This window comes from Synergistaceae bacterium (assembly GCA_017443945.1).
Taxonomy (GTDB): Bacteria; Synergistota; Synergistia; order Synergistales; family Aminobacteriaceae; genus JAFUXM01.
Genome location: JAFSXS010000085.1, coordinates 1 through 12336, shown reverse-complemented (window position 1 = coordinate 12336; position 12336 = coordinate 1). Strand labels below are relative to the sequence as shown.

11 protein-coding genes are annotated in these 12336 nt (G+C 41.8%); 8 read left to right on the top strand and 3 right to left on the bottom strand.

Annotated features, from left to right (window positions below):
- The first annotated feature begins 55 nt into the window (after positions 1 to 55).
- From IJT21_08690 to IJT21_08680, 3 genes are read left to right on the top strand one after another with little or no spacing between them, the layout of a single operon-like run.
- The gene (locus IJT21_08690; protein MBQ7578327.1) at positions 56 to 547 is read left to right on the top strand and encodes a type II secretion system protein; all 492 of its coding nucleotides are present in this window, start codon (positions 56 to 58) and stop codon (positions 545 to 547) included.
- Between the two features lie 54 nt (positions 548 to 601).
- Positions 602 to 1714 carry an SPFH domain-containing protein gene (locus tag IJT21_08685; GenBank protein MBQ7578326.1) on the top strand — a complete coding sequence of 371 codons (1113 nt, stop codon included), beginning with the start codon at positions 602 to 604 and terminating at the stop codon, positions 1712 to 1714.
- Between the two features lie 37 nt (positions 1715 to 1751).
- Positions 1752 to 2468 (top strand): hypothetical protein, encoded by a 717-nt coding sequence (locus IJT21_08680; GenBank protein ID MBQ7578325.1) that lies wholly within the window; start codon positions 1752 to 1754, stop codon positions 2466 to 2468.
- A gap of 59 nt (positions 2469 to 2527) precedes the next feature.
- Here the strand turns inward: IJT21_08680 and IJT21_08675 are convergent, their stop codons facing one another.
- Positions 2528 to 4663 (bottom strand): sodium-translocating pyrophosphatase, encoded by a 2136-nt coding sequence (locus tag IJT21_08675; protein MBQ7578324.1) that lies wholly within the window; start codon positions 4661 to 4663, stop codon positions 2528 to 2530.
- Between the two features lie 119 nt (positions 4664 to 4782).
- On the opposite strand from IJT21_08675, the gene IJT21_08670 reads away from it, so the two are divergent.
- The 5 genes from IJT21_08670 (at position 4783) to nhaC (ending at position 8947) form a co-directional block, all read left to right on the top strand.
- On the top strand, positions 4783 to 5097 hold the full coding sequence (locus IJT21_08670) for a hypothetical protein (GenBank protein ID MBQ7578323.1): 315 nt from the start codon (positions 4783 to 4785) through the stop codon (positions 5095 to 5097).
- Between the two features lie 3 nt (positions 5098 to 5100).
- Positions 5101 to 5499, top strand: a complete 399-nt coding sequence (locus IJT21_08665) for a CGGC domain-containing protein (GenBank protein MBQ7578322.1) — start codon at positions 5101 to 5103, stop codon at positions 5497 to 5499.
- 21 nt (positions 5500 to 5520) lie between these two features.
- Positions 5521 to 6360, top strand: coding sequence for an alpha-1,2-fucosyltransferase (locus IJT21_08660; protein ID MBQ7578321.1), 840 nt, complete (start codon positions 5521 to 5523; stop codon positions 6358 to 6360).
- 16 nt (positions 6361 to 6376) lie between these two features.
- Positions 6377 to 7294, top strand: coding sequence for an NAD-dependent epimerase/dehydratase family protein (locus IJT21_08655; GenBank protein MBQ7578320.1), 918 nt, complete (start codon positions 6377 to 6379; stop codon positions 7292 to 7294).
- Positions 7295 to 7369: 75 nt separating this feature from the next.
- A complete protein-coding gene (nhaC, locus tag IJT21_08650) occupies positions 7370 to 8947 on the top strand; it encodes a Na+/H+ antiporter NhaC (GenBank protein ID MBQ7578319.1) in 1578 nt (525 codons plus the stop codon).
- Between the two features lie 98 nt (positions 8948 to 9045).
- Here nhaC and IJT21_08645 read toward each other — a convergent pair whose 3' ends face one another.
- Together IJT21_08645 and IJT21_08640 are read right to left on the bottom strand one after the other, a co-directional pair.
- On the bottom strand, positions 9046 to 9777 hold the full coding sequence (locus tag IJT21_08645; GenBank protein MBQ7578318.1) for a GNAT family N-acetyltransferase: 732 nt from the start codon (positions 9775 to 9777) through the stop codon (positions 9046 to 9048).
- 1 nt (position 9778) lies between these two features.
- Complete coding sequence (locus IJT21_08640) at positions 9779 to 12223, bottom strand: hypothetical protein (GenBank protein MBQ7578317.1); 2445 nt, start codon at positions 12221 to 12223, stop codon at positions 9779 to 9781.
- Between the last annotated feature and the right edge of the window lie 113 nt (positions 12224 to 12336).

Sequence of the window (12336 nt, the reverse complement as noted above, 5' to 3'; positions counted from 1 at the left end):
CCGGTAACGTCAGCGATTGTGCAGTTGTCATAAAATTTTTAAGGAGGTCTCACGAATGCGAAAAGGTTTCACGCTCATAGAAATGTTAATAGTAATTGTAGTTATCGGCATATTAAGTTCGATGATGATGCTTTCAAGCACTGAGTCAGTGAGTTCAGCAAAGGCCGCTGACATTATAACGAGCCTTAACAACATAAAAATTGCTGCACTTGCTCACTATATAGACAGCTTTGACGTTTACAATACGACGGCTAATCCCGACGAAGGAAAAATGATAGCCTGCACGAAATTATATTTGCAAAATGCAGACGCAATCAACATGCAGGAATTTTCGAACAGCGGCGGAGATTTTTACTCGATAACGACAGACAGCACTAACAAAAAAATATGGTTCGTCGCTTATAAATTTTCTTCAACCGGCAATACCGAACAGATAAGAAGCAAATTAGCAGGCCGGGCACATTCGGCAGGACTCAAATCAGCGGCATCATCTACAGCAAGAGATTTTCAAGAAAGTGATACAACCGTTTATATGCGAATCCGTTAAAGTATTTATGCTATTATTACAGCAAAATTTTTATTAACAGGAGATAAAAGAGTCATGGCAATCATTCAAGTTATACAATGGGACGACAGCCTAAATTCTAATGACGTTCTTGCGTGGCGTTATGTCAACAAGAAGAATGCGTCAAGAAGCGACGAAATCGGCAACTGGTCTCAATTAGTAGTGCGTGAAGCTCAAGAGGCTATTTTATTCCGTGATGGTCAAGCAGTAGATTTGTACGGGCCCGGCCGTCATACGCTTTCAACTGATAATTTGCCGTTCCTGCGCACAATTATGAATCTACCAACCGGCGGCGAGAGTCCATACAAGGCGGGTATATGGTTTGTCAACAAAGTTAATTTGCTCGACATGAAGTGGGGTACGCAAAATCCTTTATTACTCAAGGATCCGGAATATCAAATCCCTATTTATGTGCGTGCATTCGGACAGTTTGGACTCAAGATAACGGAGAGCAGACAATTTGTGATTAAACTTGCAGGCAATAAAACGAGCATAACCCGCGCTGACATAGAAAATTACTTCAGGGGACTAATTTTAAGCCGCATGGGTGATATGATAGCGACTTACATTGCGCAGAAAAAAGTTACAATTTTCGAGATTAATTCATATCTTGAGGACATGTCAAATGAGGCCGTCGAGAAATTGAAGCCCGCTTTCTTGAATTTCGGAATAGAGCCTGTAAATTTCTATTTCGGATCTGTGAACGTTCTTGACGATGACGAGGGAATCAAAAAATTAAAATCTGCCCTGAGTGAACGTGCAAGCATGAATGTAATGGGCTATAACTATCAGCAAAAACGCTCGTTTGATGTATTAGAATCAGCCGCAAAAAATGAGGGAGGTTCTTCACTAATCGGCGCGGGTGCAGGTTTCGGAGCAGGACTCGGAATGGGCGGAGCTTTTGGACAAATGGCCGCTAACATGAATCAATATATTAACCCTCAGCAGCCTTCACAACCGCAAAATCAGATTCAGACTCCAGCGTCAACACCTTCAGCAAATAATAATAATTGTCCTCATTGCGGAAAACCTTTAGTGCCCGGTGCTGCGTTTTGTCCATTCTGCGGAAAAAAGCCGGTTTGTTCTGAATGCGGGGCTGCATTAATTCCCGGCGCGAAATTCTGCCCTCAATGCGGTAAACAAGTATAAAAATTTTTATTTATTCATGAAAGGTTAGTGATTCATAATGTGGAAATTTTTTAACAAGATTCGTCAAGTGTTTAACATTTTCTTGATTATGTTGTTAATCGGGCTTGCTGCTGCTGTATTTGTTTATTTTCTGACGACTCCGGAACAGAGGGGCGTAACATTTTGGATTTCAGTAGGATTCTTAATTTTCGCGCTTGTACTAGAGACTCTAATGTTTTCGGGGATTGCGATGCGTGAGGACTCTGGGCGAAAAGTTCCGGTCGGGTTTACTCAAGTATTATTATGCGGGCTTTATTTCTTGTTCGTAATAATTGTATCTGTGTGGAATGCATTTGCGAATTTTACGGTTATAAAATATATGCTGATTCATATCGGGGGGCTTGTAGTATTTCTTGTGCCGATGATATTAATTAACATGGCTTCACTTAGGATGACGGGAGCAGACCGCACAGAACAGCGCGAGGGCCGGCAGAATCTCACATCAATGGCAAATAAAGTCGCTTATATCGCCGAAGATTTGAAGTCTACAGGAATCCCAGCAGAAAGTGTCTCAGCAATCGTGAATCTTTCGGAATTAATTAGATACTCTGATCCTACGCCAGCAACGAGCAGAATAGAACGCGATTTGGACGACGCAATTAATAATCTCGTGAAAGTTTCAGAGGGTAAAGACTTAGACGCAATTTTACGAGCCTGCACACTTGCTGAGAGATCCCTCAAAGAACGCAACGAGGCTGTACGTAACGCGAAATAAAGCAAATAAAAGCGGGAGTCGCCATTCCTCCCGCAAAACTTTCAAATTTTCCCAATAAATTAAATCTTGAATAACGGTGCTAAGACAAGTGCTACAACTGTCATTAACTTAATTAAAATATTCAGTGCCGGGCCCGCTGTATCCTTGAAGGGGTCGCCTACTGTATCACCAACAACTGCCGCCGCGTGATTGGGTGAACCTTTGCCGTTAAAATGTCCCTCTTCAATATACTTTTTCGCGTTGTCCCATGCTCCGCCGGAATTTGCCATAAACAAAGCCATCATTACGCCCGTTACTATTGAACCGCCTAATAATCCGCCAAGAGCCTCTTTGCCGAGAATAAATCCTACAAGCACAGGAACTAATATCGCCATTACGCCGGGGACTATCATTTGAGTCAATGCAGCATGAGTCGAAATCGCTACACAACGTTCGTATTCAGGTTTTGCGGTTCCTTCCATGATGCCGGCTATCTCGTGGAACTGTCTGCGTACTTCTTCAATCATTGAGCCTGCTGCTTTGCTTACTGCATCAATTGAGAGCGAGCAGAATATAAACGGTAACATTCCGCCGATTAACATTCCGACTATTACATAAGGATTCATAATGTCGATTTTGTCAATGTGTGCCGCCTGTGAATATGCCACGAACAAAGCAAGAGCCGTTAAAGCCGCCGATCCGATAGCAAGTCCCTTACCCATTGCAGCTGTTGTGTTTCCGATTGCGTCAAGATGGTCTGTGATTTTGCGTACACCTTCGGGAAGCTCGCTCATTTCTGCAATTCCTCCGGCATTGTCTGCGATTGGCCCGTATGCGTCGACACTTAAAGAAATTCCCGTGATTGAGAGCATTCCTACAGCAGCAACAGCTACACCGAACATTCCCGCAAGATAATAGCTGATTAATGTAGCAAGGCAGATTAATAATACAGGAATCCCGACAGACATCATGCCGAGTGAAAGTCCCGATAAAATTACAGTAGCAGGGCCGGTATTAGAAGACTCTGCAACGCTGCGGACAAATTTGTAATCACCTGATGTATAAATCTCCGTTACTATGCCGATTAAGATTCCTGCCAGCACTCCCGATGTAACAGAAAGAAATACGCTGAATGAATTTGTGAAGAAAAATAGAATGCTCAATACAAACGCTCCCGCAATCATCAAGCCGCCTGCTACAAATGTACCCGTCCTGAGTGCAAATGCTGCGTCGCCGTCGTCGATTCTCTGCATGACTCCATCCATTCCCGGAAGTTTGCGGACAAATGCTGCTACAACATCAGAAAATGGAGCTTTACGAGAAATCATCATACAGCCAATTATTGACGAGAACACACCCCACGCAGCCAAGAATAATGGATAACCGATTCCCCAGAGTCCGAGAGCTTCTCCGCCCTGAGTGAATGAGTAAACAGCACCGATCGCCATTGCTGCAAGAATTGAATTTACGTAAGACTCGAACAAGTCCGCGCCCATTCCTGCAATATCACCAACGTTATCACCGACGTTATCTGCTATGACTGCCGGGTTTCTCGGATCATCTTCCGGGATTCCTGCTTCAACTTTTCCGACGAGATCTGCTCCTACATCAGCGGCCTTCGTGTAAATTCCTCCGCCTACACGCGCAAATAATGCGATTGAGCTTGCTCCCATTCCGAAAGCTGTCAACGCCGTAACATCATTCAGGAATAAATAAGCAACTGATAACCCAATAAGGCCAAGACCAATTACAACCATTCCGACAATACTTCCGCCGGAGAATGCTACTTCAAGTGCTTTTCCTGCTGCACTCGAATTTTCTGCTGCTGGAGTCTCTGAGTCTTTGCCGAGTTCAACGGGGTTAGCTGCCTGTACTCCTTCTAATGCTGCGTATGAAGTTTTCCCGTTCGCCTGAGTCGCTACATACATCCCGATATAACCTGCTGTAGCACTGCACAAAGCTCCGAGAACAAACGCAAACGCCGCGCCGAGTCCAAGTGCAGAGACAAGCAAAATTGCAACTACTCCCACAAAAGGAGCAAGCCACGTATATTCTTTCTTGAGAAATGCCATCGCGCCATTGTGAATAATTTCTGAGAGTTCAGCGACTCTGGGATGATTAACGGGACTCTCTGAAAGTTTCTGATAAACTGTCCAAGCATAAAGCCCGGCCAAGACTCCAAATACTAGAGTGATGAATACTAAAAATAGCCACATTTAGAAAATTTACCTCCCTAATGTTTAAATCAAATTTTATGATTCATAAATTATAGCCTATTTTTCGTGAATAATTTGCTATACTCATTAAATATTACGAGTCAGGAGGCGCAAAAATTTTGTTATTCGCAAAAAAAGTTACGATTTACAAGAAGAAAGATAAAGCGACATGGCAGAAAATTAAAGATGTTCTCAAGTCTTCCGGCATTAAAGGAGTCAAGGCTGGTCATTATGCGATTGATTCTCTAAGTGTCTGCGGGTGCGGGAGTAAATTAGATCCTCGAAATTTCGGCACAAACGGAAAAATTGACAGAGACGTTTATTATATTGACGTGAGAGAAGAAGATTTAACGCGCGCTCAAGAAATTATCTCACAAAACGGAATCAACGCAGAAATTATCAATGATGTATGGGGCAAATTCGGGAGGGTGTGAAGAATGCTGCTTGTAATTATTCAATGTGAAGACGTTGTTAAAAGGTGTTCGGGCTTTCTCTGCATGAACGACTTTTACGAGAGAATTAATAAATTTGAAGGTTATTCGCCCGATACGCGTTATATGACAATGACTTGCGGAGGGTGCTGCGGAAATTTATTAACTCCTAAGCTCGAAAATTTTGGCATGAGACTCAAGAAGGCAGGAATAGAGAAAAATGACGTAATTATACATTTTGCGACGTGTATTTGTTCTGATAATGCACATAGACAGCCTTGTCCGTTTTTGAATCGCATGAAGGCGTTATTACAGAAAAAAGGCTTTAATAATATTGTGCTTGGGACTCATATTTCGAAAAAGGCGCAGGCAAAGAGGGACGCAGGAATTTATAAAAACTGGTAGGTCAGGAGGAAAAAATTTTTTATGCTTATAGTTCAAATCACGGGCAGTTTAGGTAATCAAATGTACGGTTATGCACTTTATCGAACACTTTTAGCGCGCGGACGTGATGTCTATATGGATTTGTCATTCTACGATAATCAAGACAGCCCCGTTGTAACTGCTAGAAAATATGAGATTGCAGACGTATTTAATATAACTGAACGCACCATGAAAATATCGCGGCTAAGAAAATTATTTATCAGTGCAGCAAACAGACTCAAAATTAGTAATCTCGTGAAAATATATAGAGACAAACAAAGCCATTTTCAGCCGGAAATCTTAGAACTTCATAACGGCATTTTACAAGGTTACTGGCAGAGCTTCAAATACTCCGCAGAAATAGAAAATATTTTACGCAAAGAATTTACGTTCAAGAAATCTCTAACCGGCAAATCAGCAGAAATAATTGACAAGATTCGTAATACTAATTCTGTGAGCATTTCATTTAGGCGCGGCGATTACTTGAAAATAGGCGGTGCACTCTCTGTACTTCCTGAAGAATATTACTCTAAAGCAATCAGCTATATTCAGGAAAGAGTCCCCAACGCAAAATTTTTCTGCACTTCCGACGATATTGACTGGTGCAAAGATAATTACAGCAAAAAGGGGCTTGATATTGAATTTATTGACTGGTCGCTCGGTGAGAATCAATATTTTGATATGCAGGTCATAAGCGAGTGCAAATATAATATTCTAGCTAACAGCACATTTTGTCTCTGGGGTGCGTGGCTGAATCAGAATCCAAATAAAATAGTCCTTCGTCCGGAATGGTTCCCCAACAGAAAAGATTTTTGGCCGGATGACTGGATCCTAATTTCTTAAAAGCGAGGTTTATATCATGAAAAAAGTTATAGTCAGCGGTGCAACGGGCTTTATCGGCTCTTACTTAGTCAGAGAATTAATCAATCATGACATAATAGTTTACGGAATCGGCACGGACATAGCCAAACTCGAGTCAATGAACTTCGGGAAAAATTTTATTCCCGTTACAGCAGATTTCAGAGTTTATGACTCACTTGACAGACAGATAAAAGACTCTGACATTGACGTTTTTTATCATATGGCTTGGATGGGAGGTTTTACGAGTGCGCTAAAAGATTATTCCCTGCAATTCACTAATGCGAAGGCGGCCTGCGATGCTTTGTGTTCAGCTGTAAAAATTGCCTGCAAAAAATTTGTCTTCGCCGGTACCGTCAACGAGATAGAAATTAATCAATTCATGAACAATGAAAGATTTATCCCGCGCGGAACTTGTATTTATGCCTCTGTAAAAGTCGCTGCAGATATGATTTCAAAGACTCTTGCGTGGCAGAACAAATTAAATTATTGCAGTGCGTTAATTCCTTTGCCCTATGGAGTTGGCAACAATTCCCCGCAATTAATTAATACCGTGATAAAAAATTGCTACGAGGGCAGGCCGTCAAAGTTAATCGAGGGCAATAACAAATATGACATAGTTCACATAAGCGACATTGCGAGGGCGTTATATTTAATCGGCGAAAAGGGTCATAACATGTCAAATTATTATATCGGCCACAGAAATTTAAGAACTTTCCGCGAAATAGTCTGCAACATTAGAGATGTCATCAATAAGGACGCTGAATTAAGATTCGGCGAGTATGAAGACAGCTTAAACATGGATTATTCATACACGGATTTAGACGCGCTTTATCGTGATACAGGCTTTGAATGCACGGCAGATTTTGCGCAGACAATCAGGGAGCAGGCCGAATACTTGAAATCTATAAAATTTTAAAAATTTCTTCTTGCAATTTTACGTGAATGCTATAAAATTTGCGCGTTTTGATATTTCCTAAGGAGGAATGTTGTATTGTGTCGTCGTCCAAATCTTTTACTTTCGATTATTGTTCTTTGCATTAGCGCGCTTATAGTTACGTTCGGTGTAGTTGATATCGAACTCGAATCAGGTTCACATTTCGGACTCGGTCTTCCTGCTCAAGTTCCGTTATTATTTGCTACGATATTTGCTGCTTTAGTTGGCGCATTATATTTAAAACGTTCGTGGCAGGATCTCGAAAAGGGTATGGCCGGAGCAATTCAAGTTTCTATTCAAGCAATCGTAATATTAATTCTTGTAGGCTGTCTTGTCGGTTCATGGATTCAAAGCGGTGTAGTTGCCACGATGATTTATTACGGCCTCGAAGTTATGTCCCCGCGATATTTTTATTTAGCTACGTTAATAATCAGTGTTGTTGTTGCACTTGCGACGGGCTGCTGCTGGACAACAAGTTCAACGGTCGGAGTCGCTTTAATAGGTATCAGCGCAGGTCTTGGACTTCCTTTGCCGATAACTGCGGGATTTGTAATTTCGGGCGCGTATTTTGGCGATAAGATTTCTCCGCTTTCAGATACGACTAATCTTGCACCGGCTGTAGCAGGCAGTGAATTATTTGATCATGTCCGCGCGATGATTTGGACAACTGTTCCGACTCTATTAATAACGGCTGTAATAGCTTTTATGATGGGAGATTCAGCGCAGGGTTCAGACGGCGGGAGAATAGCATTAATTCAAAGCATGATGAAAGCAGAATTTAATATTTCTCTCTGGGCATTTATACCGCCTATGATAATTCTTGTGATGGCAGCGTTGAAGATTCCTGCGATTCCCGGAATAGTTGCGGGCATTACTGGAAGTCTTATATTATCGCTTGTGAGAGGCTCGACCCCATTTGAAACAATGAACGTATTATTTTCCGGTTATGTGCCTGAACACTTAGCAAAATTTGCAGAAGCTGCTACACCCGAAGCAATGACAGCTATAACGGGACAATTTAACGCTTTCACATCATCAGCTTTGACGGTAACGCCTGAAATTTTCGCGAAAGTCGGCGGACTGCTCACACAATTATTTACACGAGGCGGCATGACTTCAATGCTTGAAACAGTGTGCTTAATAGTTGTAGCTTTGTCTCTGGGCGGAATTATGGAAGTCTGCGGATTTCTTGATGTAATTCTTGATGCTCTTATGCGCCACGTAAAGACAGTAACGGGAATGATAGCTTCTGTGCTTGCGTCGGCATTCATGGCAAATGTATTTTTGAGCGAGCAATATTTATCGATTATAGTTCCTGGAAGAATGTTCAAACGCGCATTTGATGAACGTAAATGGCAGAACGGGAAAAAATTAGCACCTGTTATGTTATCGCGTTCACTTGAGGACAGCGGCACAATGACATCTGTATTAGTTCCTTGGAACACTTGCGGAGTATATGTCAGCTCAGTATTAGGAGTAGCGACTCTTGATTATCTGCCTTATTGTTTTATGAACTGGCTTAATCCGATTGTAGCGTTAATAATGACTTCATTAGGACTCGCAATTATCTGGAAGGATGACGACGAGTCAGAGCTTGAGAACGTTATTATCCCTGAAGGTGCAATTGCTGAATAACAAAAAAATTTGTCCCCTGTCAATAATGGCGGGGGATTTTGTTTGCGCTTGTTTTTTGCCGCCGAGCGGGGTGGGCGGGTGGGAGCGAGGCGGCAACATCAAAAAATTTCTTTCTCGGTCGAATACGTTTTTATCGCGAATAATTCATCAAATCCGAACGACTTATAAAATTTATATCCCATCGGAGTAGCTTGAAGAGTGATTATATTTCCATGAGATAATTTGCAAATTTCCGCCATCATTGACGCTGCTACACCTTTGCGCCGAAATTCCGGACGAGTCCCGAAATAATATACTCCGTTTTTGCGCGTAAATAAAAAATTTCCTGCAGGTTTATCATCAAGTTTTGCAAGATAAAGCGCGATATTTTCACGGTCTTGATTCAATGCGTCTACAAAGTCAAAATATTTTTGCGTTATCTCGTTTTCTTGACTGCCGAAAGATATTCCCGCCGTTACTGCCCATTCACGAGAATTATTTATTACGCGTTCGATTTTAATATCGGGATTCACTTTATTTGTGATTGCTTTATCGGGATTAAGGCTCATTGCAATTAAATCACCTGCATAAAAGAGTCCGGCAGAATCTAAAATTTTCGTGTCAACATCATCATATATCGGCCACATGAAAGACTCTCTAGTGCTAAAAAATTTCATGACTTCATCAGCTATTTTGCCAGCTAATTTATCAGGCCAGTAAACCCAGTTTTCAAGCTCGCAGCCCACAGAGAAGCAGAAGCCCTTATCAGCTAAATTAATTGACTCGCTGACATGTAAAGACTTTAAACGCGTGAGAAAAAATTTTAATTCATCCCATATCATATTTTGCACGTTACAGCACCTCCGATAGACCGCATTTTTTCGCAAGTTCCCTTATTTCGTTAAGAGTCTCACTTGAAATATTTTCGCTTTGATTCTGCCTGATTAAGTCTTTCACAACAGATAGACGAGATTGCATTGATTCCGGGTCGAATTTTACTCCCTCGCTTTGAAGTTCGATTAATTTTGCGCGCGTGTTCTCGTGTTCTGACTTGATGTCTAAATCTTCACGGGTTAAATCGCGTAATTTATTCTGTAGGTCTCTTCGTTCGTCGCTGGTCAAGCATGATGCTGCGTAATCGTCTTCGTTCTTGAAGCCCAGAGCCAATAATTTTTTCCCGAAATTTACTTCATGTTTCTGTATGTCGTCTCTAGCACGTGCCATTTGAGTCTCTAAAGTATGAATCTCTGTCAATAATTTATCAAGTTTTGCGCTCTTATCGTTTTTTGTCTCGCGGCATTCGTTAAGGCGTGTGCGGAGTGTCTCAACGTCTTTATTCATTCGTTCCTGTTCATCATCGGGCTTGCGTGAGGCAAATAAAATTATTCTCTGCTGCTGTAAGCTGTCCCGTTCTGACTCGACTCCTTTGACGCGGCTTGCTAGTTCTTCACGTTTTAATCTTAGTGACTCTTTTTCTTTCTTGAGTGCCGCAAATTTTGTCTGCGATACTGATACTTCGCGTTCGAGCAGATCCCGTTTTCTTGAGCCTTCCTGCCAATCGTTTAGGCGTTTTTCGAGTGCTGAAATAACTTCGCCGGGATTCTTGTCGGGCAGAGTCTTATAACCGTAGGGCATTATTTGCGAGATTAACTCACGTTTTAAGCTGTTGACAATTTCTTCCTGAGTCTTTACTTCGTTCTCAAATCTTGACTCGTCTGACTTCTCATTGTGAAGTGAAAATAAAGCGTCCTGATGAAATTTTGTTATTTCTTCGCGTGTGCGTGTAATTTTGTCGAGTTCATCTGCGGCGGTTTTCATGTCATGTTCGGCTGCTTCGGCTGTATCTGCTGTGCTGCGTGCTAATTGAAGTGAGTCGCGCGTTTTCTGGCGTTCTCTGTCAATTTCCTCAAATGGAGATATGCCCGTGCTTAATTTCAGACCCATTATAGAAACTTTTGCGGAAATTTCAGCGTTTAAGGCGTTGAGCTGCTTGCGTAAATCACTTTCATCGCGGGTAATTGACTCTATTTCCTCATTTAATTTGCCGGTTTTGGTCTGCCTTGAAGTTAATTCATCGCGTAATTTGTCTAAATTGCTTTGTGCTTCGAGTAACTGATTATGAACTTCTTCAGGATTTGGGACAACAGCTCCGGACGTGTATGGATGAGTCAACGAACCGCACAAGGGGCAAGGGAGTCCGTCCTGCAAAAGTTCTCTGACCGCGTCTAAATCTTGAATCCTCCGCAATAGTGCCACGCGTCTTTCGAGTTTTGCTGCTTCTGCTTCAAGTTCGTTTAAGCGTGCTGACTGTTCGACATCACGCAAATTTAGATTTCTTGTTTCCTGCTGAACCCGTAATTTATTTTCCTGCAAAATTTTTAGTTTATCTTCGAGTGATTTTGCCTCCTGAAATTTTCTGTAAAGTTCGTCGAGTTCTGCAAGTTTCTTGATACTTTTTTCGCAGATTTCGCGCCATTCCGGAATACTTTTACCCTTGAGCGTGCTTTCATAGTATGCTCTTGCGCGTGTGTATTTTTTCTCGATGACCTCGAATCTGTGCATAACGTCGGAAAATAATGCGCTTCTGTCATTGAGTGAGCTTTGAGCCTGCTGACGTTTTTGTATTGCTCCCTCCCATAAAGATTTTAGCGCGAGTCGTTTTTCTTCTGATTTCTCGTACATGCTGAAACATTTTTGAATGCCGGGGAGGCCTGCTATTAATTTCTCGTCAGTTGTTCGAACCTGCAAAAATTTTCGTGCCTCGCGTAATTCAATTTCGAGTCGTTCGAGTGATAATCTAGCTTGTTCGACCTTTGCTGAACATTCGCGTAATTTTTTTTCTGACTCGTCAAATTCCTGACGTGTATTTATTACTGCCTCGCTGCGTTCGATTATTTGTCCGTCAAGAGCTCTGACTCTTTGCGCTAAATTATTTAATTTTGTCTGTTCCGCTAATTTGTCTCTGTATTCTGTCTCGATTAGGGTTAAGGCCTCTTCAGCGTTTTGCAGTTCCGTGCGTGCGGTTAATAAATCATTTCGCAATGAGTCCTGCTTGATTCTATTTTTTTCACGTTCTGCGCGTAAATCTTTTATTGCTTCGTATGATTCGCCGAGTTCGAGAGTCTTTGCTCCCCGTTCTAGTCTCTGTCTTGACGGCACAAACAAAGCTGACCGCCTTTCCCAGTCGCTGCGGCGTGTGTCTAATTCCTTCAAGTGTTCAATCAAATATAGTTCTGTGCTTCTGTGCTTTAAGATTCGTTTTATGTCATTGAGTTCGTCTATAATTTTATCGATCATGAAATTTTCTCCCGTTTATATTATATGAATAATTATATTACGGTTGTAGCAAATACACTTGAATATCTGTAAAAAACTTTTCTCTGAACGCTACTCCAGACTATTAACGGGTG